The 21,600-nt window shown below is 61.6% G+C and carries 17 protein-coding genes and 1 tRNA gene; 13 read left to right on the top strand and 5 right to left on the bottom strand.

The genetic code is table 11. From position 1 onward, the window contains the following. Window positions 1–14: 14 nt before the first annotated feature. Window positions 15–284, bottom strand: a complete 270-nt coding sequence (locus tag AC1ATL_RS02620) for a hypothetical protein (protein ID WP_051633887.1) — start codon at window positions 282–284, stop codon at window positions 15–17. Between AC1ATL_RS02620 and yicI the strand changes: the two genes are divergently transcribed. The 3 genes from yicI to AC1ATL_RS02635 all read left to right on the top strand — a co-directional run bounded on the left by yicI (window position 262) and on the right by AC1ATL_RS02635 (window position 4,749). Further along, entirely contained in the window at window positions 262–1,425 is a 1,164-nt protein-coding gene (gene yicI, locus AC1ATL_RS02625) for an alpha-xylosidase (RefSeq protein ID WP_476568192.1), read from the top strand. The two genes, AC1ATL_RS02620 and yicI, sit on opposite strands and share 23 nt — an antisense overlap. Window positions 1,426–1,548: 123 nt before the next feature. After that, the gene (locus tag AC1ATL_RS02630; protein ID WP_476568194.1) at window positions 1,549–2,637 is read left to right on the top strand and encodes a glycoside hydrolase family 5 protein; all 1,089 of its coding nucleotides are present in this window, start codon (window positions 1,549–1,551) and stop codon (window positions 2,635–2,637) included. 81 nt (window positions 2,638–2,718) lie between these two features. Further along, the gene (locus AC1ATL_RS02635; RefSeq protein ID WP_476568196.1) at window positions 2,719–4,749 is read left to right on the top strand and encodes a beta-galactosidase; all 2,031 of its coding nucleotides are present in this window, start codon (window positions 2,719–2,721) and stop codon (window positions 4,747–4,749) included. Window positions 4,750–4,915: 166 nt separating this feature from the next. On the opposite strand, the gene AC1ATL_RS02640 is transcribed toward AC1ATL_RS02635, so the two are convergent. Beyond that, entirely contained in the window at window positions 4,916–7,711 is a 2,796-nt protein-coding gene (locus tag AC1ATL_RS02640) for an InlB B-repeat-containing protein (RefSeq protein ID WP_476568198.1), read from the bottom strand. Between the two features lie 393 nt (window positions 7,712–8,104). Between AC1ATL_RS02640 and AC1ATL_RS02645 the strand changes: the two genes are divergently transcribed. After that, window positions 8,105–8,938: an ROK family protein gene (locus AC1ATL_RS02645; RefSeq protein WP_476568200.1), complete on the top strand. Its 834-nt coding sequence runs from the start codon at window positions 8,105–8,107 to the stop codon at window positions 8,936–8,938. 97 nt (window positions 8,939–9,035) lie between these two features. On the opposite strand, the gene AC1ATL_RS02650 is transcribed toward AC1ATL_RS02645, so the two are convergent. From AC1ATL_RS02650 to AC1ATL_RS02660, 3 genes are all read right to left on the bottom strand, one after another. Continuing rightward, entirely contained in the window at window positions 9,036–9,851 is an 816-nt protein-coding gene (locus AC1ATL_RS02650; RefSeq protein ID WP_476568202.1) for a TetR/AcrR family transcriptional regulator, read from the bottom strand. A gap of 96 nt (window positions 9,852–9,947) precedes the next feature. Next, window positions 9,948–10,769, bottom strand: a complete 822-nt coding sequence (locus AC1ATL_RS02655) for an alpha/beta hydrolase (RefSeq protein ID WP_476568204.1) — start codon at window positions 10,767–10,769, stop codon at window positions 9,948–9,950. Window positions 10,770–10,905: 136 nt separating this feature from the next. Next, entirely contained in the window at window positions 10,906–13,407 is a 2,502-nt protein-coding gene (locus AC1ATL_RS02660) for a glycoside hydrolase family 94 protein (RefSeq protein ID WP_476568206.1), read from the bottom strand. Window positions 13,408–13,589: 182 nt separating this feature from the next. Here AC1ATL_RS02660 and AC1ATL_RS02665 point away from each other — a divergent pair. From AC1ATL_RS02665 to AC1ATL_RS02705, 9 genes are all read left to right on the top strand, one after another. Continuing rightward, window positions 13,590–13,663: transfer RNA gene (locus tag AC1ATL_RS02665), tRNA-Ile, on the top strand. Window positions 13,664–13,921: 258 nt separating this feature from the next. Then, entirely contained in the window at window positions 13,922–14,134 is a 213-nt protein-coding gene (gene rpmE / locus AC1ATL_RS02670; protein WP_476568208.1) for a 50S ribosomal protein L31, read from the top strand. Window positions 14,135–14,304: 170 nt separating this feature from the next. Continuing rightward, window positions 14,305–15,393 (top strand): peptide chain release factor 1, encoded by a 1,089-nt coding sequence (gene prfA, locus AC1ATL_RS02675; protein WP_476568210.1) that lies wholly within the window; start codon window positions 14,305–14,307, stop codon window positions 15,391–15,393. 9 nt (window positions 15,394–15,402) lie between these two features. Continuing rightward, on the top strand, window positions 15,403–16,323 hold the full coding sequence (prmC, locus tag AC1ATL_RS02680) for a peptide chain release factor N(5)-glutamine methyltransferase (RefSeq protein ID WP_085345831.1): 921 nt from the start codon (window positions 15,403–15,405) through the stop codon (window positions 16,321–16,323). A gap of 245 nt (window positions 16,324–16,568) precedes the next feature. Beyond that, window positions 16,569–17,765: an ABC transporter substrate-binding protein gene (locus AC1ATL_RS02685; RefSeq protein WP_476568213.1), complete on the top strand. Its 1,197-nt coding sequence runs from the start codon at window positions 16,569–16,571 to the stop codon at window positions 17,763–17,765. 176 nt (window positions 17,766–17,941) lie between these two features. Beyond that, a complete protein-coding gene (locus AC1ATL_RS02690; protein WP_026646272.1) occupies window positions 17,942–18,868 on the top strand; it encodes a branched-chain amino acid ABC transporter permease in 927 nt (308 codons plus the stop codon). Window positions 18,869–18,872: 4 nt separating this feature from the next. Beyond that, on the top strand, window positions 18,873–19,991 hold the full coding sequence (locus AC1ATL_RS02695; RefSeq protein WP_476568215.1) for a branched-chain amino acid ABC transporter permease: 1,119 nt from the start codon (window positions 18,873–18,875) through the stop codon (window positions 19,989–19,991). Then, window positions 19,988–20,785, top strand: coding sequence for an ABC transporter ATP-binding protein (locus AC1ATL_RS02700; RefSeq protein ID WP_476568217.1), 798 nt, complete (start codon window positions 19,988–19,990; stop codon window positions 20,783–20,785). The genes AC1ATL_RS02695 and AC1ATL_RS02700 overlap by 4 nt, the downstream gene beginning before the upstream one ends. Further along, window positions 20,785–21,489: an ABC transporter ATP-binding protein gene (locus AC1ATL_RS02705; RefSeq protein ID WP_026646275.1), complete on the top strand. Its 705-nt coding sequence runs from the start codon at window positions 20,785–20,787 to the stop codon at window positions 21,487–21,489. Before AC1ATL_RS02700 ends, AC1ATL_RS02705 begins: the two co-directional genes overlap by 1 nt. Window positions 21,490–21,600 lie beyond the last annotated feature (111 nt).

Genomic DNA, 21,600 nt, shown 5'->3' on the forward strand with positions numbered 1-21,600 from the left:
GCGCCGCCGCAACGTCACTCGTGCGCATTGACATATTGCGGATTCTCCACTTTGCCCGTTCCGCCATACCGTTTGAAGCCCCACAGCAGAATGAGGGATTTCGCATACGCCACCCAGGCGATGCCGAAGAGGATGGCGAGAACGCGTATGAACGGTACGAAATATGACAGGCCGGCCGCGAGTACGTCGATGACGACGAGGACGAGCGAGCAGGGGAAGGCTCGCCAGGGGAACATCGCCGATAGCGAGAAGAGCCTGCCGGTGGTGTTGGCGAAGCGCAACATTCCTCTGTCCGTGTTCCACTTCGACTGCCGTTGGATGAAGGAACTCGAATGGTGCAACTTCGAGTGGGACAAGTCCAAGTTCCCCGATCCGGAAGGCCTGCTCAAGAAACTGCACGACCGCGGCCTGAAGATCTGCGTGTGGATCAACTCCTACATCGGCCAGAAGTCCCCGCTGTTCGAGGAAGGCGCCAAGAACGGCTACTTCATCAAGAACGAGGACGGTTCCGTCTGGCAGTGGGACAAGTGGCAGGCCGGCATGGCCATCGTCGACTTCACCAACCCGGAGGCCACCAAGTGGTACCAGGGCTACCTGAAGAAGCTCGTGGCCATGGGCGTCGACTGCTTCAAGACCGACTTCGGCGAGCGTATCCCGACCGAAGGCGTGAAGTACTATGACGGTTCCGACCCGGAGCTGATGCACAACTACTACACCTACCTGTACAACAAGGCTGTCTACGATGTGCTCGTGGAGACCAAGGGCGCCGATCAGGCCATCCTGTTCGCCCGTTCCGCCACCGTCGGTGGCCAGCGGTTCCCGGTCCACTGGGGCGGCGACTGCTCCTCCAACTATCCGTCCATGGCGGAATCCCTGCGCGCCGGCCTGAGCTTCGGCATGTCCGGCTTCGGCTATTGGAGCCACGACATCGCCGGCTTCGAAGACCAGGCGAGCCCGGACCTGTACAAGCGCTGGACCCAGTTCGGCCTGCTCAGCTCCCACTCCCGTTACCATGGCTCCACCGCCTACAAGGTGCCGTGGCTGTACGGTGACGAGGCCGTCGATGTGGCCCGCGAGTTCGTGGACCTCAAGCTGCAGCTCAAGCCGTACCTGCTCAAGATGGCTCAGGAGACCCACGAGACCGGTGTTCCGATGATGCGTGCCATGGTGCTCGAATTCCCGGACGATCCGACCTGCGAGGACATCGACACCCAGTACATGCTGGGCGACGACCTGCTGGTCGCCCCGATCTTCCGCGAGGACGGCGTGGCCCGCTTCTACGTGCCGGACGACGGCAGCGGCCAGCCGTGGACCAACATCATCACCAAGACCGCCTACGAGCCGGGCAAGTGGTACACCGAGCAGTACGACTACCACACCCTGCCGGTGCTGGCTCGTCCGGGCACCGATCCGCTGCACGCGTGAGCCGTGTCGAATCGCATAGTCCGTTGACGGACTGAAAAAATCGCCTGAACGGCTCCCGTCGATCAATTGGTTGCGGGAGCCGTTTTTTGGCGGACGCTTTGGGAAAGGAGAAACGGCAAGGGTATGGTCACCGCACTCGAATTCGTCAGCCGATTGGGCCTTGGATGGAATCTGGGCAATACTTTCGATTCGATTCCCCTGAATGACGAACGGAACAGAAAAATCACCACCGGGGGAGTGTGGACTCCCGACGACCAGCAGCGGTTGTGGTTCAACAAGCCGTTCACCCGTCAATGCGCGCGCTATGTCAAGCAGGCCGGATTCGACACCATCCGCATTCCGGTGACATGGAAGGACTGGCAGGATCCGGTCACCGGCGAAGTCGACGACGTGTGGATGGACGCGGTCCAGCAAGCGGTCGATTGGAGCTATGAGGCCGGTCTGAACGTGATCATCAACGTGCACCATGACGGCGGCAACGGGCCGTTCGGTTGGATTCGGACCGCGGAAAGGCACTATCTCGGCGTCAGCTCGCGATTCTCCGAACTTTGGCGGCAGATCGCCGCGCGATTCGCGGATTACGACCATCATCTGATCTTCGAAGGCGGCAACGAGATCTGCTTCCCGAGCGCATCCCATCAGGACACCGCCTACGAACTGCTCAACCAGCTCAATCAGACCTTCGTGGATGTGGTACGCGCCAGCGGTTCGAAAAACGTGGACCGTTTCCTGCTCATCCCCGGCTACAACACCGATACAGCGCTCACCTGCGACGCCCGCTTCCGCCTGCCGAAGGACTCCGCGCACGACAGGCTCATGGTCTCCATCCACTACTATTCGCCAGCCGAATTCGTGCTCGCCGAACACGACAGCACCTGGTGCACGCCGGTCGACCATTGGGGCGGCGATGCCGAAATCGCCGCCGTCGAAGCGGACTTCGCCAAGCAGAAGGCGCGGTTCATCGACCATGGCGTGCCCGTCATCATCGGCGAATACGGCCTGCTGACCGAGCCGGTTGACCACAAGGACCACGCCAGCAACCTCGCCTGGCTGCGCACCGTAGTCCGCTGCGCGCTCGACAACGGCTCATGCCCTATCCTGTGGGACACCTCCACCAAGGAGATGCGGTTCCTCGACCGTGAGACCGGACGCTTCTTCGACCCCGAGGTCGAGAGGATCTTCGCCGACGCGCGCACGCGGCTGCGCGACTGACCGGCCGGTCACATTCCGATTCGTCATATCCGGCGCGTCCTGCGGCGTGCCAACACCCATGCACAACAAAGGAGAAGAACAATGAAGCCGATGTTCGACAGCTTCCTGTTCGGCGGAGACTGGAACCCCGAGCAGTGGCCGGAAGACACCTGGGAGCACGACATCGAGATGCTCGAGGACGCGCACATCAACGAGGCCACCATCAACGTGTTCTCGTGGGCGTTGCTCCAGCCCGAGGAGGACCGCTACGATTTCACCATGCTCGACAAAATCGTCGCGCTGCTGGTCAAGCATCGTTTCAACATCGTGATGGCCACCGGCACCGCGGCCCTGCCCGGCTGGATGGTGCGCCAGCACCCCGAAGTGATCCGCACCGAGCAGAACGGCACCCGACACGTGTTCGGCGGCCGACATAACTTCTGCCCGACATCCCCGTATTTCCGCAAGGCGTCCCGTGCGCTCGCCGCACATGTGGCCGAACGTTACGCAGGCACCCCTGGACTGGTCGCATGGCATGTGTGCAACGAGTACGGCGGAGGTGGCGGCCTGTGCTACTGCGAGCAGTGCGCCGAATCGTTCCGCGAATGGCTCAAAGCCAAGTACGGCACCGTGGAAAAACTCAACCAGGCATGGTGCGCGAACTTCTGGAGCCACACCATCTACGATTGGGACGACGTGGTGCCGCCCGTCAGCTACGGCGACGGCATCAGCGACGCCAAATGCGTGGTCTCCGGCCTGCAGATGGACTACCGTCGCTTCCAAAGCCAGGCCCAGCTCGACTGCTACAGGAACGAGCGCGACGCGATCCGCGAATACGACGCCGCCACACCGGTCACCACGAACCTCATGGGCACGTTCAAGGACCTCGACTACTTCGAGTGGGCCAAGGAGATGGACGTGGTCAGCTGGGACAACTACCCGGGCATGGACACCCCGCCGAGCTACACCGCCATGTGCCATGATCTGATGCGCGGCATCGGCGGCAACAAGCCGTTCATGCTCATGGAACAGACCCCGAACCAGCAGAACTGGTTCCCGTTCTGCAAGGTCAAGCGCCCCGGCGAGGTGCGCAAGCTCAGCTGGCAGGCCGTGGCCCATGGCGCCGACACCGTGCAGTTCTTCCAGATGAAACAGTCCATCGGCGGCTGCGAACGTTTCCACGGCGCGGTCATCGCGCACGACGGCACCGAGGAATCCCGCGTGTTCAAGGAGACCGCGGCCTTGGGCGAGGAGCTGGACCGTATCGGCGGGCGGATCATGGGATCGCGCATCGAATCGCGCGTGGCCATCATGTTCGACTGGCAGAGCTACTGGTCGCTTGAGGGCTGTGTGGGACCTACCGCCGGTTTCAACTATCCGAACGAGGTGCATCGCTTCTACCGCGCGCTGTGGCGCCGCAACGTGCCGGTAGATTTCATCGAAAGCACGGCATCGCTCGATGATCTCAAGAAGTACGATCTGGTCATCGCGCCGGCGCTCATCACCGTGCTTCCGGGCGTGGCGGAAACACTGGAATCGTATGTGGCCGACGGTGGCAGCTTCATCACCGGTTACATGGCCGGCATCCACGACGAGCATGATCTCGTGGTGCCTGGCGGTTACCCGGGCAAGCTACGCAGGCTCATGGGCGTGTGGGTCGAGGAGATCGACGCGCTCGCACCGGACGAGACCATCGAAGTGCACGGCGATGTGGTCGACGCCAAGGGCGAGATCGTGGCCAGCATCATCCACCGCGAGGGGGCGGAACGGCTCGCCTCGTACGGCGGCAACGAATTCTATGCCGGCCATTCCGCGCTCACTGTCAACGAGTACGGCAAGGGCAAGGCCTATTTCGTCGGCACCCCGTTGGACGAGACCGGCATGAGCGCCTTCATGGCGCCGATCGTCCAGCAGCTCGATCTGAAGCCGCTCGACACCCCGGAGGACGTGAGCCTGTCCATCCGCCATGCCGACGACGGCACGCGGTATGCGTTTCTGATCAACCAGTCGGCCAATGCCAAGCAGCTGTGCCTTGGCGAGCTTGACGGTGGCAGGGAGCTGCTTTCCGGTTCCGTCATCAACGGCGTGATCTCGCTCAAGTCGTATGGCGTGGATGTGATCGCCTTGCGGTGACCGCGTTCGATAGGTTGCGTTGGATGAAATAAGTTGTGTCCAACGCAACCCGAATATAAGGAAGGCCGATGCCCTTGATAGGCATCGGCCTTCCTTATTGGAACCAGCGGTGCGATTACGTCGTTTCGCATTCAGCGAAAGACCGCAATCGCGGCACTGGCCATTATCACGCCTGCTTCTTCTTCAGCAGAATCGCGGCGCCCGCGATCAGCGCCACAATCGCGGCCACCGCCATGCCAAGCACGGAGGAGCCGGTTGCAGGAGTGGACGTGGTGCCGGTCGGAGCCGTGGATGGTTTCGTGTCGGCGGCGGGCTTTGCCGGATTCGTCGGATTGGACGGAGTGGACGGATCCGACGGAGTGGACGGATCCTTGGCATCCTTCTCGAACACGGCCTGGACGGAAACGCTGCCGTCGGGCATGGTGAAGGTGTTGTCCTCAACGGTGACGCCGCCCTTGAGGATCTTCCATTCCTTGAAGTGGTAGCCCTTGTCCGCGGTCGCGGTCAGCGTGACCTTGCTGCCCTTGGCGGCGCGCTCGGCATTCGCTGAGGCGGAGCCGCCCTCGGTGGAGGAGACGTTCACGGCGTACTGCGTATCGCGCACGCGCCACAGCTGGGTGCCGTAGAACGGGTTCGCGGTGCCGATCACCATGTAGTCGTCGGTGTCGCAGAAGATGCGCAGGCCGTGGTTGAACGGGTCGCCGAAGCCGTTGTCGGTGACGGTGCCGACGGTCACGCCCTCGTTCGCGGCGGAACGGTCGGTGATCTCGAACAGGTTGAAGCCGCGCTTGGACTTGGTCAGGTACGGCAGGGACTTGGCGTAGGCCTTGAGGTTGGCCTTGCTGGTCAGCTTGACGAGCGTCTCGTACAGGCCCTTGAACTTGTCGGGGATGATGTCGGAGATGCCGGAGAACGCGTCCACGACCTCGCCGTAGGCGTTGGCGAAGTCGGCGGAACCCTTGTCGCCCAGCTGGGAGCCGAGGGTGTCGAGCTCGTTGTTGATGTCGAAGAGCTGCGAGGCCTCATCGGCGGAATTGGAGGCTGCCAGGCTGCCGGGGACGATGCTGCCGTCCTTGATGCCGTCGACCAGTTCCTGGGTCTGCTCCTTGGTCAGGTCGATCGCCTTGGCGGAGGAGGCGGACTTGGAGTCGGCGGTCTGCGGCTGGGCTGCGGAGGCGTCCTTGCCGGCCTGGGTGCGGGCCCAATCGACCAGCGCTTCCGGATCGTCGGTGGACGGCATGGCCTGGGCGGACGCCTTGGCGTTCTGATCGGCGTTCTGCGCGTTGACGGCGGAGGCCGGATCGGTCGGACCCATGCCCCACAGCAGGCGCAGGAACACGCGCAGGTAGTGGACGGTGTTGTTCCAGTCCTTCTCGCTCATGTTGAGGATATCGCCGTTGGTGAACTGGGCGACCGGCTCCAGCAGGGTGGTGGTGTTCATGGTGGACAGGTACATCTTGCCCTCGTGAACGGTGGTCTGCCAGGTGTACTGGTTCATGTGGTTGTCGTAGCCGCTGCCCAGACCGGTGGAGCCGCCCTTCGGGAAGGTGTCGTTGGCGTCGCCCACGAGCATCTCGACGTTCTCGTTCTTGTCCATGCGGTACAGGTTGACGGACTGTTCGAGGTTGGTGGCCTGGGTCACGAAGTTGCTCTTGGTGACGAAGCCCTGCAGCGCGCTGGACACGTCGTTGTAGTCGCCGATGTACAGGTGGTCGCCGTAGACCTGCAGGGTGCAGGCGCCGGCGCTCACGCGGCTCTTGTCAAGACCGTAGTAGTACTTGGCGCCCTTGGAGGTGTCGCCCACGAGCGGACGCCAGGTCCAATCGGCCTTGTTGGTGGAATCGCCCTTGTTCTCGCCCACGTAGATGGCGAAGGAGCGCATGGTGCCGGTCTCTTCGTTCAGGGTGCTGGTGTCGCCGGTGCAGACCACGACGTACAGCTTGCCGTTGAATTCCTGAACCTGGTAGATGCCGCCGCCTCCATTGACGTCCTGACGGTGGATGGCGGGCAGGTTGTCGAAGCTCGCCATGTCGGCGATCACCTTGTAGGAGTTCGGATCGGACGGGGTCTTGGAGGCCACGAGCAGTGCCTGGCCCTTGCCGTCGGCGGTCGGCTTGAGGTCGCCGGCGATCAGCGTGTCGCCGAAGGAGCCGATGGCGCGGGTGGAGGTGAACACGTTGCCTTTGACCAGGGAGCGGAAGCCGTCGACGTCGACGCTGTCGTACACCTTGGTGAGCTTGTCGTTATTGGCGGGGTCGATTTCGTAGATGCACGGGAAACCGTTCTGGTAGGCCATGGCGGTCTGGATCTCCTTCTGGGTGAGATCCTTGTTGTTGGTATCCATGACCATGCCCTCGAAGTACAGCTTGCCGTTCATCTTGAAGGCGCTGCGGAAGGTCGGGATCACGCCCTTGCCACCGGCGACGCCGGCGCTCTGGGACATGAGGATCTTGGTCTCGCCGGTCTTCACGTTGAACTTGAACAGCATGCCGCCGGCGCTCTTGCCATCCGGCTCGCCGAGATACATGTTGCCCGCGTACATGGTCTGGATGAGCGCGGTGGCCTGCTTGGCGGTCATGCCCAGACTCGTCATGTCGCGGCTCAGAATGGCCTGCACGCCGAGACCGCCGTACATGGTGCCGATGTAGACCCAGTCGCCGGAGGATGCGGCGGCGTAGCTGTAGGACTGGCCGCGGTCGCCGTTGCCGGCGGCGCTCAGACCTGCGGTGTACGGGGCGATGGTGCCGTTGCCGGTGTAATCGACCACGCCGTCGGCCTGGCTCAGCCCCTGATCGGCATGGCTGATCTTCTCGAAGGTCATGCCGTTGCCGTTCTGGGAATTGTACGTGTATTTGGGTGCCAGGCTGGCGGATTCATCCGCAATGGCGCTGGCTGGAATTCCCGCGAAGGTCATCGCGCAGGCCGCGATTGCACCAAGGCAGGTGATTGCCTTTCTTCTCATCTGCTACTCCTGTCCTGACGAATGTTGGACATCGTCTAAGGGATGTATATCTAGGGGTATATGGCCGGGGGGGGGTTATTCTAATTATCGATAACGAACCCTCCAATGTGTGAGATTAGTTGTAATCGCTGACAAGGCATCCGTTTGTCTGTTTGATGCGATGAAGGTTTCAGCGATGACGGGCGGTTCAAATAAGGGAGTCTTGCCGATATGACGGAAAGGTGTCACGTCGTGGGCGGAATCGCTTGAAAAGCGCCGATGAACGCTATACTGTATCAAGATTTGACTTCTATTAAAGACAGGTTAGATAGCGATATGGCAGCGTCGAAGCACATACTTGCATTCGAGATCGGAACATTCTTCACACGCTATGTGGTGTTTGAGGACGGGCGCATGGGGATTCCCGGTACCATCGCGACGCCGGTCGACAGCGTGGAATCCTTCTATCAGGCGCTCGCCCACATCGCCAACAACCAGCGTTGCCAGCTTGACGGCATCGCCATCAGCGTGCCGGGATTCATCGACGTCAGCAAGCAGCTGGCCGTGACCGCCGGCGCGTTGGGCATGCTGTACAAGCATGAGATCGGCAAGGAGTTGCAGGAATACCTCGACGATCCGGTGCCCACGTGGATGGAAAACGACGCCAACTGCGCCGCCATGGCGGAGAAGCTTTCCGGCAACGCCGTCAAGCTCGACGATTTCGCGCTGATCACCATCGACAGTGGCGTGGGTGGCGCGTTGTTCCTGGACGGTAAGATCCGCCGCGGCAAGGATTGGCGCGCGGGCGAGCTCGGCATGATGATCCCGAACTACGAGACCGGCGGATTCCTGACCATGCAGGACTACCTGTCGACCATCGTGCTCGCGGAGGATTATTCCAAGGAATTCGACGTGCCGACGGGATCCATCGTTCCGGCCTCCTTGTTCCGCAGGCTTGACGAGCCGCGCGTCCGCGCCATCGTGGACAAGTGGATCGATTACCTGGCCATCGCGGTCTTCAACATCGCGGCCATCGCCGATCCGGAATGCATATTGCTGGGTGGCGGCATCTGCAGGGAGCAGCAGATCCTGCCGATGGTCAATGCGGCTCTTGACGGGATTCCGCAGTGGGCCGATTTCCGCACGTCCGTGAAGCGTTGCCGTCATACCAACAACGCTGGCCTGATCGGAGCCTACTACGCGTTCGAAACCGAAGTCGAAGGGCTGGAGCAGGTGCCGATCCGCTGATTCGCGGATGGTGTGGCCATCGTCGCGGCCTGCGTGGCTCGCGATGTGATTCGGACGGCGCCGTCCGAATCATGCGGCCGGATTCGGAAGAGGATCCTCAGGCCATCTGCTGACGTGCGGAAAGCGTCATCGGCAGTAGACAATGATCCGGCGCTGGGTCGTATTCGCTCGGATCGGTGTATCCGGCCCATTCGCTCGGTGGGAAGATGATGTCGGAGATCGAAATCCATTCCTCGAGCAGGTTCAACGAGTCGTCGCCGAGCCAACGGTACTGCAGGCCGTCCATCGCGCTCATCGCCAAGGTGTATAGGTCGTAGAAGCGTTCCTCATCCACGTCCGGCGGCAGGACCCAGTTCATCGAGCCGATCATCTCCCAATTGCGCATGTGGCGGCCGATGAAGAAGCTGTGCGCGGGATGCGTCGGGCTGAGCGCCTCGCCGTTGAGCACGGAGTACAGCTGTACCAGTTCGGGCCGCTGCAGGTTGTACAGCGCGATGTTCAGACAGTAGCGAGGATAGAAATACACGCGATGGCCGTCGCTGTCCGTGACACCCGCGGTCACCGCGTTGTACTCGTCCGCATCAGGGGTGTCGTAGCATTCCGACAACACCATGTTGAGCAGGTCGTCCTTCGACGAGATGTAATGGTAGAGCGCGGCTTCGGTGATGCCGATCTCGTCGGCGATGTCCTGCAGGCTCATGCCCCAGAATCCCTTGGTGGCGAGGATCTTGACCGCGGCCTGAAGAATCTGCAGGTGGCGCTCCTCCTGGCTCATGCGCTTCTTCTTTTCGAAGGTCTTGCCGGCCAGGGCATTGCGTGCCTGGACGGCGTACGGGGTCGGGCTGTTGACCCGGGAAGCCGCAGGCCAGTTGTCCTGCTCCTGCAGAAACCGGTTCCATGCCGCGACGCTCATTCGGTCTCCTTCGAAAAAGTCGGTGTCTGGGGTATCGTCCTTACTGTACTCCGGCGGGTGATTATCGGAATGTCCGACGATCACCCGCCGTCGCGATCACTTTGCGAACGTCCTGCGCATCCAGTCGATCGCGAGCTTCGGCCATGCCTGCACGCATGGTTCGATGCCGTTCACGCCCTGCCATGCCGTTTCGGCATTGCCCAGAGCCAGGCCGTGGCCGCCTTCGGGGAACAGGTGCGCCTCGATGCTCACTCCGGCCTTCTTGCAGGCGTCGATGAGCATCAGCGTGTTCTCGCACGGCACGCAGCCGTCGGGGAGCGTGTGCCAGACGAAGACCGGCGGGGTCTTGGCATCGATGTGCTTCTCGATGGAGACGGCGTCGAGTGCCTCCTTGTCGTCCTTTCTGTCGCCGAGCAGCGCGTCGAAGCTGCCGCGGTGCGCGAGAGGGCCGGAGGTGATCACCGGGTAGGAGAGCATCAGGCCATTCGGACGCACATAGTCCGGATCGTAGCCGTGCGCGGCGATCACGTCGTCGCTTGCGCTGGTCGCAAGGTTGGCGGCGAGATGGCCGCCCGCGGAGAATCCGATCACGGCGATCGCATCGGCGTCCACATGCCATTCGGCGGCATGGTCGCGGATGCGCTTCATCGCCTCGGCGGCTTCCAGCAGCGCGACGGGGAACACGGAGGGCTTGACGGAGTAGCGCAGCACGAAGGCGTTGTATCCGGCTGCAAGGAATTGCATGGCGATCGGTTCGGCCTCGCGGTCGGAGGTCATCTCATAGCCGCCGCCAGGAATCACCAGCACGGATGGGCGCACACGGTCGGGAACGATCTCCTCGCTGTTATCGAGGCAATATCCGACGAATTTGGCATGGCTGCCGTCGATGCCGGGAATCTCATCTTCAAAGTACTTCATTGGTCTATCCTTTCGGCGGCGCGGGTGCGCCGCATGGAGACTTCCATGCTATGCGCATGGGTACGAACATTATGCGAGCGTCGTGGCGGACAGGCGCCGTTTCGGGTGCCCGCCACGACGCTCGCGCGGTGGATTATCAGAACGTGACTTCAACTTCCACGCTGCTGTTCGATTCCTGGGCCGGCACGACATTGCCGTCCAGCTGCTTGCCGTCGACGCTCACCGTGCGTTCGCCGGTGCGCTTCATATGGATACGGTAGGTGGTTCCGCGGAACACGCGGGTCACCACCAGTTCGGTGAAGCGTTCCGGCAGATGCGGCTCGATGGCCAGGCCGTCGAGCGTCGGACGGACGCCCAGCAGGTACTGCGACACGTCCACGAAGGTCCATGCGGCGGTGCCGGTCAGCCAGGAGTTCTTGCCTTCGCCCGGGGTGGCCGCCTCGGGGCCGGCGACCATCTGGCAGTACACGTACGGCTCCACCTTACGCACGTCGGACTTGTCCTCCACGTAGGCCGGGCAGTTGCGCTGGTAGACGGCGAAGGCCTCGTCGTCGTTGCCGGCGAGGGCGTTGGCGATGGAGATCCACGGGTTGTTGTGGCAGAAGATGCCGCCGTTCTCCTTGTATCCGCGCGGGTAGGAGGAGATCTCGCCGAGCTCGATGCGGTAGGTGGAGTAGGCGGGGGCGAGGATGGCGGTGCCCCAATCGCAGGTCAGACGGTCCTTGACGGACTTCAGGGCCTGCTGGGCCTTGCCGTCGTCCAGGCCGATGCCGGCCATCACGCACATGCCCTGCGGCTCGATGTAGATCTGGCCTTCGGTGTCCTCGTGTGTGCCGACCTTGCGCGAGTAGGCGTCGTAGGCGCGCACGAACCACTCGCCATTCCAGCCGGCCGTCTTGACCGCTTCGGAGACCTGTCCGATTTCCGCACGCGTGCTGGCCGCCTCCTTGGCCACGTCGGCGTCGGTCATGCCGGCGAGCTTGCCATAGTGCTCGAGGATGTCGGCGTACTGTCCGCCGTAGAGCACGAACATGCCGCCGATGAACACGGATTCCGCGACGCCCGTGTCGTTGTTCTCCACGGTCTGGAAGCTTTCGCCCGGGGTGTCGGAGAAGCAGTTGAGGTTCAGGCAGTCGTTCCAGTCGGCGCGGCCGATCAGCGGCAGTCCGTGCGGGCCCTTGTGCGTGATGGTGAAGTTCACGGAGCGGCGCAGGTGCTCGAGCAGCGGCACCTCGGAGCCTTCGACGTTGTTGAACGGCACCGGCTCGGTCAGGATGCTCGCGTCGCCGGTCTCGGCGAGGTAGGCGTAGGTGCTGGCCACCAGCCACAGCGGGTCGTCGTTGAAGCCTCCGCCGATGTCCGCGTTGCCCTTCTTGGTGAGCGGCTGGTACTGGTGCCATGCGGAGCCGTCTTCCATCTGGGTGGAGGCGATGTCGATGATGCGCTGGCGCGCGCGGCCCGGAATAAGGTGCACGAAGCCGAGCAGATCCTGGTTGGAATCGCGGAAGCCCATGCCGCGTCCCATGCCGGACTCGTAATAGGAGGCGGAGCGGGACATGTTGAACGTGACCATGCACTGGTACTGGTGCCAGATGTTGACCATGCGGTCGAGCTTCTCGTCGCCGGATTCGACGCTGTAGGTGCTCAGTAGCTCCGTCCAGTAGGAATTCAGCTCCTTCAACGCGGCTTCGACCTGCTCGACGTTGGCGAAGCGGCGGAACAGCTCGTGCGCCGGCTTCTTGTTGATGATGCCGACCTTGGCCGGATCGTTCGGATCCTCCCACTTCTGGTCCTTGGCGACCTCGATGTAGCCGAGCACGAAGACCAGAGACTTGGTCTCGCCGGGCTGGAGGGTCAGACGCACGCGGTTGGCCGCGATCGGGAACCAGCCATGCGCCACGGAATCGTGGGCCTTGCCTTCGGCGATGACCTGCGGGGTGTCCCAGCCGTTGAACTGGCCGAGGAATTCGTCGCGGCTGGTGTCGAAGCCGACGACGGGGGAGTTCACGGCATAGAAGGCGTAGTGGTTGCGGCGCTCCTTGAACTCGGTCTTGTGGTACAGCAGCGTGGCGTCCGCCTCACGTTCGATCTCCACTTCGCCGGTGGACAGGTTGCGCTGGAAGTTGGAGGAATCGTCCACGGCGTTCCACAGGCACCATTCCACGGAGCCGGTCACGTCGATGACGACCGGCTTGCCGGTGGTGTTGGTCACATCAAGACGGTTGATCTCGGCGTGGGTGTGCAGCGGCACGAACGCGGTGAGCTTGGATTCGATGCCGTTCTTGGCGGCTTCGAACACGGTGTAGCCGATGCCCTGGCGGCACTTGTAGGAGTCGAGCGGGGTCTTGCATGGCAGGAAGGTGGGGGACCAGGTCTCGACCGGCTTGGCGTCGGCCGCGTCGGAATCCATCAGGCTCAGGTAGTAGCAGCGGGAGCCATTGTCGGCCGGAACGTTGTTGTAACGATAACGGGTGATGCGGCGCAGCTTGGCGTCCTTGTAGAAGGAGTAGCCGCCGCCGGTGTTGGAGATCAGGGAGAAGAAGTCCTCGTTGCCGAGGTAGTTGATCCACGGCAGCGGGGTGGCCGGGGTCTCAATCACATATTCCTTTGCCGCGTCGTCGAAATGGCCGTAGCGCATGGATGTCCTTTCATCGGTGAAATGGTGTGAACGGAACGTGTTTGCGATGTATCGTTCATTGATGTAACTAATAGGTCAGCATGTTATTTATAAACTTATAAATAGCGATTTGCGCGCGTGTTGTGCGAAAAACGGAGACGGCCTCCGCCAATATTCCGAGGTTGGGATACACTGTCCCTGTTGCCCTCGTAGCTCAGTCGGTTAGAGCAGCACCCTTATAAGGTGTTTGTCCTGGGTTCAAGTCCCAGCGAGGGCACATGCGGGACCTGCCGGAACGGCGGGTCCTTTTTCATGCGCATCTTCCCATGTGAAACCATGCCGTCGTGCGTGCGCCGCGTTTTCTCGTTTTTTCGGCTTTCCCGCGCGGTTCGGCGGCGGGTTGGCCGGTTTCGCCACGCGCGATGGGGAGAAACCGGTGTCCCGGCCATCTCCTATACTCCCAAAGGTTATCCGGTTCACGCCATGCCATCGGGGTGCGGCGACCCGGGTCCCCCGAATCTCTAGGAGACAAACTATGAAGCAGGGTATCCATCCTGATTACCACGCAGTGCAGGTCACCTGCTCTTGCGGCAACACCTTCGTCACCCGTTCCACCCACAACGGCGATCACATGACCGTCGACGTGTGCTCCAACTGCCACCCGTTCTACACCGGCAAGCAGAAGATCCTCGACACCGGTGGCCGTGTGGCTCGCTTCGAGAAGCGTTACGGCAAGAAGGCCAAGTGAGTCTTATTGCTTAGGCAATGAAAACGTCGGTCCGGTCGGGCCGGCGTTTTTTTATCGGCGATTCGTCCGCCACGGATCGCACTTCCCCGCCACCTTATATGATGGACAGGTTGAGTAAGGTTCAGCGATGAGTGTTCCGCTGAAGCGCAGACACGAAGAAAAGGCTTACATTGGCAGACGAACAGTTCCCCGCGGCGGTCACCGCGCTTGAGGAATACCACAATATCGAACAACGGATGGCCGAGCCGGACGTCGCTTCCGACCCGGACAAGATGCGCAAGCTGGGCCGCCGGCATGCGGAATTGGAAGCCATCGTCTCCGCATACACCGCCTACAGGCAGGTGAAGGACGATTTGGACGCGGCGCGCGAAATGGCTTCCGAGGATTCCGACTTCGCCGAGGAGGCCAAGCGCCTTGAAGGCGAGCTGCCGGCGGTCGAGGAGAAGCTGCGCACCGCGCTGATTCCGCGTGACCCCGATGACGCGCGTGACACGATCATGGAGATCAAGGCCGGCACCGGTGGTGAGGAAGCGGCGCTGTTCGCCGGCGACCTGCTGCGTATGTACATGCGATACGCGGAAAAGCGCGGCTGGTCGGTCACCGTGCAAAGCGAGAACACCACCGAGCTGGGTGGCGTCAAGGACGTGCAGCTGGCCATCCGCGCCAAAGGCACTCCGGCGCCGGAGGACGGCGTGTGGGCTTCCCTCAAGTACGAAGGCGGCGTGCACCGCGTGCAGCGCATCCCCGTCACCGAATCGCAGGGACGTATCCAGACTTCCGCCGCCGGCGTGATCGTCTTCCCGGAAGCCGACGAGGACGACGATGAAATCGAAATCGATCCGAAAGACCTCAAAATCGACATCTTCATGAGCTCCGGTCCCGGCGGACAGTCCGTGAACACCACGTATTCCGCGGTCCGCATGACGCACATCCCCACCGGCATCACCGTGAACATGCAGGACGAGAAGAGCCAGATCCAAAACCGCGCGGCGGCACTGCGCGTTCTGAAGAGCCGCCTGCTGGCCATGAAACACGAGCAGGAGGCCGCCGAGGCCGCCGATATGCGCCATTCCCAGGTGCGCTCGCTGGACCGTTCGGAACGTATCCGCACGTACAACTTCCCGGAGAACCGCATCGTCGACCATCGCACGAACTACAAGGCGTACAACCTCGACGCCGTGCTTGACGGCGATCTGCAGGCCGTGATCGACAGCGACATCCAGGCGGACGAAGCCGATCGTCTCGCCAACCAGAAGTAAGGCGATTGGGTGGCGACGGTATTCGAAACGGTGCGTTCCGCCGCGGACGAACTACGTGCGGCGGGCGTCGACACTCCGCAGCACGACGCCAAACTGCTGCTCGCCGAAGCGTTCCGCACGGACCTGCAGCACGTGGACAAAGCCATGCTCATGGGCGATGGCGTCGAACGTCTGGCCGAAAAAGAAGACGCGGAACCGGCGATGGAACGTTTCCAGACCATGCTGGCCCGTCGTGTCAAACGCGAGCCGTTGCAGCACATCACCGGCCACGCGCCGTTTCGCTACCTTGATTTGAAAGTCGGTCCAGGCGTGTTCATTCCACGTCCGGAAACCGAACTGGTCGTGCAGGAAGGCGTCGACTGGGCCACCAGAAACGGCATGTACCGCGCCAAAGTGGTCGATCTGTGCGCCGGCAGCGGTGCGATCGGCCTCGCCTTCGCTTCGGAAGTGCCGGGCAGCGAGGTGTGGGCCGTCGAGAAAAGCGCTACGACCGCCGAGTGGACGCGGCGCAACCTCGACGAGACCGCGAAACGGTATTCCGCAATCGCCGGCAATTATCATCTGGACATCGCCGACGCCACGCAAATGCCGACGCTAAGCCAACTTGACGGCACCATCGACATCGTGCTCACCAATCCGCCGTACGTGCCGCTTGCCGACATTCCCGAACAGCCGGAAGTGCGCGATTATGATCCCGATCTGGCGCTATACGGCGGTTCGGCGGATGGCACGCTCATTCCGGAACGCATCATCGCACGCGCGGCGAAACTGCTTCGTGCGGGTGGACTTATGGTGATGGAGCACGACATCACGCAGGGGGAGCGGCTTGCCGCCTTCGCACGAACCTGCGGCTTCGTCGACGTTACCGTGCATAACGACTACACCGGACGGCCACGTTATCTGACGGCGGAAAAACAGCCGGCACAGTAACTTATATTCTTTTGCGCCATGCTGACGGGGATATAACCAGAAGTTGAGTCTCACTATAAGAACATTTTATGCAGGCCGCCGTCCGTCAGGCTATAAAGAACAATCGGAATGCACAGAGAGAGAACGGGCGTCCGTCATGAGTGGTCGCCGTGGTTCCGCGCACGGGGTTTGAGATGAACATGATTTTTTCCAAGGTGCGTGTTGAAAGGAATGTGCAGCGTTTTCAAGAAAAGAGGAAGAACGGAATGAACGCGAAGTTCTCCGCCAAGTGCGTCGCCCTGATCGCGGCAGGCGCAATGTCGATGTCCCTCGCTGCCTGCTCCGGCGGCAGCATGGACGATTCCAGCAGCTCCAACGGTAGCGCGGCCAACAGCGACACCATCACGCTGGGCTCCGTCACCACCAACTCCGGCACCGCCGCCGCATACGGCGAGGCCGAGGTCGCCGGCTTCAAGCTGGCTGTGGATGAGATCAACGCCAAGGGCGGCATCAACGGCAAGAAGGTCAAGCTCGAGTCCATGGACGACAAGGGCGACGCCACCGAAGCCTCCAACGCCTTCAACAAGCTCGCCGGCGACAACAGCGTGCTCGGCGTGGTCGGCCCGACCATCTCCTCCACCACCGCGGCCGTGGCTCCGCTGGCCGACCAGTCCAAGCTGCCGGCCATCGCACCGGCCGCCACCTCCGACTCCATCGAGACCGGTGGCTACATGTTCCGCACCTGCTTCAAGGACTCCTACCAGGGTGAGATCGCTGCCAAGTTCGCAGCCGAGACCCTGAAGGTCAAGAAGGTCGCCGTGCTGTACGGCACCGGCGATCCGTACTCCTCCGGCGTGGGCAAGGCCTTCGCCGCTGCCGCCAAGAAGGCCGGCCTTGACGTCGTGGCCGAAGAGAACTCCTCCAGCGCCGACGACACCGAGTACTCCTCCCAGCTGCAGAAGATCCAGGCCGCTGGCGCCGAGTTCCTGTACGCTCCGTACTACTACTCCGTCGCTGGCCCGTACATCATCCCGCAGGCCCGCTCCGTCGGCTACAAGGGCTATGTGATGGGTCCTGACGGCTACGACGGCCTGAAGATGACCGACGACAAGTCGCTGTACAACAAGGTGCTCTACACCACCCACTACTCTCCGGACGACACCTCCAACGCCAAGGTGCAGGACTTCATCAAGTCCTACAAGAAGGCCAACAAGAACGCCGATCCGAACACCTTCACCGCACTGGGCTACGACTCCGTGTACATGATGAAGCAGGCCATCGAGAAGTCCGGCAAGAACGCCACCCGCGAAGGCGTGCGCAACGCCATCGCCGGCATGAGCTTCGAAGGCGTGACCGGCAACTTCACGCTCGACAAGAAGGGCTCCCCGAAGAAGTCCGTCGTCGTGCTTGAGCTCAAGGACGGCAAGCCGGAGTACAAGACCACCATCCAGCCGTCCAAGTGATTTCCAACCGCTTGGAGACAGGATTTTGAAAGCCTGAACACGTAAGAGGAGGGAATCGGGAAACCGGTTCTCTCCCTTTCGCGTATCAAGGCGGATTCATCCACATTCATTCATAATCATTCATGATTCATCGGGCCAAGCCGCCCGATGCCAACCAAACTTTGAAAGGAGGAGTGATGGGCAATCAGATCATCATGTTCATCAGCCAGATCTTCAATGGTCTGAAAATCGGCAGCGTGTACTCGCTCGTGGCACTCGGCTACACCATGGTCTACGGCATCATCCGTCTGATCAACTTCGCGCACGGCGATTTCATCATGGTCGGCTCCTACGTGCTGATGCTTACCATTCCGGCGATTGTCGCCTTCGGCCTGCCCGCATGGGTGGCCGTCATTCCCGCGATCCTCATGTGCGTGGCGGTAGGCGTCATCGTGGAGAGGGCCGCATACAAGCCGGTGCGTGAGAAGGGCAACAGCATGACGGCCCTCATCACCGCAATCGCAATGAGCCTGCTGCTGGAGAACGGCTCCCAGGCCATCTTCGGCGCCGACTACCAGACCGTCCCCACCATCATCCAGATTCCGACGTTGTCGATCGGCAAGCTGAAGATTGATGGCGCCACCATCATCACCATCGTGCTTGGCGTGATCATCATGGTCGCGCTGCAGCTGTTCGTCACCTACACCAAGCAGGGCAAGGCCATGCGCGCCGTCTCCGAAGACAAGGAAGCCTCGATTCTGATGGGCATCAACGTGAACTCCACCATCACGCTCACGTTTGCCATCGGTTCGGGCCTCGCGGCGGTCGCATCGCTGATGTACTGCGTCTCCTATCCGCAGGTGTCCCCGATGATGGGCGCGATGCTGGGCCTGAAGGCCTTCGTCGCGGCCGTGCTCGGTGGCATCGGCTCCATCCCGGGCGCTATGGTCGGCGGTCTGGTGATCGGCGTGGTCGAAAGCCTGACCAAGGCGTACATCGGCACCATCACCGGCGGTATCATCACGTCCGCGTTCTCCGACGCCATCGTGTTCGGCATCCTCATCATCGTGCTCCTGGTCAAGCCGTCCGGCCTGATGGGCGAACCGGAAACCGAGAAGGTGTGACCCTATGAAGAAATCAATGCTTTCCATCAAACAGTCCTATCTGATCTGCGCGATCGGCGTGGTCGCGCTGTTCGGCATCCTGATGGGCGTGTGTGAATCCGGTCTGGTCAACGCCTACATCAAGGGCATCATGATGACCTGCTGCATCGCCATCATCATGACCACCTCGCTGAACCTCACCATCGGCGTGCTTGGACAGCTCACGCTGGGCTGCTGCGGCTTCGAGGCAATCGGTGCGTACAGCGCTGCTCTGATGAGCAAGCTGCTCGTCGCCAACGGCGTTGCAATGGATCCGACCCTGCGATTCCTGTTCACTACCCTCGTCGGCGGTGTGGTCGCCTGCGTCTTCGGCGTGCTGGTCGGCATCCCCGCCCTGCGTCTGCATGGCGATTATCTGGCGATCATCACGCTCGGCTTCGGCGAGATCATCCGTGTGATCATCCAGAACCTGAAGGTCGCCGGCGGCATGGGCCTTGACAAGGGAGCCGCGGGACAGGCGCTGATCGGCATCGACCGACTCGCCAACCTGTACGTCGTGTTCTGGATTACCGTCGTCACCGTGGTGTTGCTGTTCATGTTCGCCCGCTCCCGTTACGGACGTGCCGTCAAGGCCATCCGCGACGATGAGATCGCGGCAAGCGCATCCGGCATCAACATCACCTACATGAAGGTGCTCGTCTTCGCCATCTCCGCGTTCTTCGCGGGCATCGCAGGCGGCATCTTCGCGCAGTATATCGGCTCGCTCAACCCGGCCATGGCCGGCTGGCTGCAGTCGATCAACTACGTGATCATGGTCGTGTTTGGTGGTATGGGCTCCCTGACCGGTTCCATCGTCTCCGCCATCGGCCTGACGATTCTTCCGGAACTGCTCCGTGCATTCTCCAGCTACCGCATGCTGGTGTATTCGGTGGCTCTGGTGCTCATCATGATCTTCCGTCCGCAGGGCATCTTCGGCAACTGGGAGTTCTCCCTGACCAAGGTCATCAACAAGCTGTTCTATCCGGTGAAGGTCAAGGAGCACGGCAAGTCCAAGCAGGACGGGACCGACGGCAAGTCCGAGAAGGCCGTGAAGGCCGGCAAGAGCGCCGAAAAGGCCACCAAGACCAAGGAGGCGAAGGCATGAGCGAGCCAATCCTCAGGGCCGAGCATCTCGGCATCACCTTCGGAGGCCTGAAGGCCGTATCCGACTTCAACATGACCATCAACTCCGGCGAGCTCATCGGTCTGATCGGACCGAACGGCGCCGGCAAGACCACCGTGTTCAACCTGCTGACCGGCGTGTACCAGCCCACGGAAGGCGAGTTCTTCCTGGACGGCGAACGCATGAACGGCAAGAAGACGTATCAGGTGGTACGCGCTGGAATCGCCAGAACCTTCCAGAACATCCGCCTGTTCGGACAGATGACCGTCGAGGAGAACGTGCTGGTCGCGTTCAACGAATCGTTCAGCTACCATATGGGTGGCGCGATCTTCCGCACTCCGAAATTCTGGAAGCAGGAACGCGAGATGCATGCCAAGGCCATCGATCTGCTCAAGATCTTCGGGCTTGAGGGCTTGGCGGAAACCGAGGCCGCGAACCTGCCGTACGGTGCGCAGCGCAAGCTGGAAATCGCCCGTGCTCTTGCCACTGGCATGAAGCTGTTGCTGCTCGATGAGCCGGCCGCCGGCATGAATCCTACGGAAACCGAGGACCTGCTCAACTGCATCAACACCATCCGCGACCGTTTCGGCATCGCCATCCTGTTGATCGAACATGACATGAGCCTGGTGATGAACGTCTGCCAGCGCATCCAGGTGCTTGATTACGGACGCACCATCGCATCTGGCACGCCGGAGGAGATCGCCAACAATCCGCAGGTCATCTCCGCATATCTGGGTTCCGATGATGACGATGACGAAAGCGAGGAGGAGGCCTGATGCTGGAAGTCAAGAACCTTTCCGTTTCGTACGGTGCCATCGAAGCCGTCAAGGACATCAGCTTCACCGTGAACGACGGCGAGATCGTGTCCCTGATCGGCGCGAACGGCGCCGGCAAGACCACCACGCTGCACACTATCACCGGTCTGGTGCCGGCGAAGTCCGGTTCCGTCATGTACAACGGCGTCGACCTGCTCAAGACGCACAGCAACAAGATCGTGACCCTTGGCATGGCGCACATTCCGGAGGGCCGTCACGTCTTCACGCGCATGGGCGTCGAGGAGAACCTCGAGATGGGCGCGTTCAGCCTGAAGGACCAGTCCGACATCAAGAAGGACCTCGACATGGTCTACGGCCTGTTCCCGCGTCTGAAGGAACGCCGCAACCAGAAGGCCGGCACGCTGTCCGGCGGCGAGCAGCAGATGCTCGCCATGGGCCGCGCTCTCATGAGCCATCCGAAGACGATCCTCATGGACGAACCGTCCATGGGCCTGTCGCCGAAGCTCGTCAAGGAGATCTTCTCCATCATCCGTAAGCTGCACGAGCAGGGTATCACGGTGCTGCTGGTCGAGCAGAACGCCAAGATGGCGCTGTCAATCGCCGACCGTGCGTATGTGCTGGAAACCGGCCGCATCACCATGGAAGGCGACGCCAAGGAGCTGCTCAACAACGAACAGGTGCGCAAGGCGTATCTGGGCGCGTAGCCATTGCCTTGGGCCGCTTGGCATCGGGGGAGTTTCGACATGGAAACGGGCATGATACATCAGGTATCATGCCCGTTTCGTTTGCCCTGTACCGGGGATGGGCGTTTCCGC

This window comes from Bifidobacterium sp. LH_743, assembly GCF_056355775.1.

Bases quoted from the DNA above. Each gene is read 5' to 3' on its own strand.
- AC1ATL_RS02700 (WP_476568217.1), top strand. From the start codon at position 19,988: ATGAGCGAGCCAATCCTCAGGGCCGAGCATCTCGGCATCACCTTCGGA.
- AC1ATL_RS02620 (WP_051633887.1), bottom strand. From the start codon at position 284: ATGTTGCGCTTCGCCAACACCACCGGCAGGCTCTTCTCGCTATCGGCG.
- AC1ATL_RS02660 (WP_476568206.1), bottom strand. From the start codon at position 13,407: ATGCGCTACGGCCATTTCGACGACGCGGCAAAGGAATATGTGATTGAG.
- AC1ATL_RS02695 (WP_476568215.1), top strand. From the start codon at position 18,873: ATGAAGAAATCAATGCTTTCCATCAAACAGTCCTATCTGATCTGCGCG.
- AC1ATL_RS02640 (WP_476568198.1), bottom strand. From the start codon at position 7,711: ATGAGAAGAAAGGCAATCACCTGCCTTGGTGCAATCGCGGCCTGCGCG.
- AC1ATL_RS02655 (WP_476568204.1), bottom strand. From the start codon at position 10,769: ATGAAGTACTTTGAAGATGAGATTCCCGGCATCGACGGCAGCCATGCC.
- AC1ATL_RS02705 (WP_026646275.1), top strand. From the start codon at position 20,785: ATGCTGGAAGTCAAGAACCTTTCCGTTTCGTACGGTGCCATCGAAGCC.
- AC1ATL_RS02690 (WP_026646272.1), top strand. From the start codon at position 17,942: ATGGGCAATCAGATCATCATGTTCATCAGCCAGATCTTCAATGGTCTG.
- AC1ATL_RS02645 (WP_476568200.1), top strand. From the start codon at position 8,105: ATGGGGATTCCCGGTACCATCGCGACGCCGGTCGACAGCGTGGAATCC.
- AC1ATL_RS02685 (WP_476568213.1), top strand. From the start codon at position 16,569: ATGAACGCGAAGTTCTCCGCCAAGTGCGTCGCCCTGATCGCGGCAGGC.
- AC1ATL_RS02630 (WP_476568194.1), top strand. From the start codon at position 1,549: ATGGTCACCGCACTCGAATTCGTCAGCCGATTGGGCCTTGGATGGAAT.
- AC1ATL_RS02635 (WP_476568196.1), top strand. From the start codon at position 2,719: ATGAAGCCGATGTTCGACAGCTTCCTGTTCGGCGGAGACTGGAACCCC.
- AC1ATL_RS02650 (WP_476568202.1), bottom strand. From the start codon at position 9,851: ATGAGCGTCGCGGCATGGAACCGGTTTCTGCAGGAGCAGGACAACTGG.
- rpmE (WP_476568208.1), top strand. From the start codon at position 13,922: ATGAAGCAGGGTATCCATCCTGATTACCACGCAGTGCAGGTCACCTGC.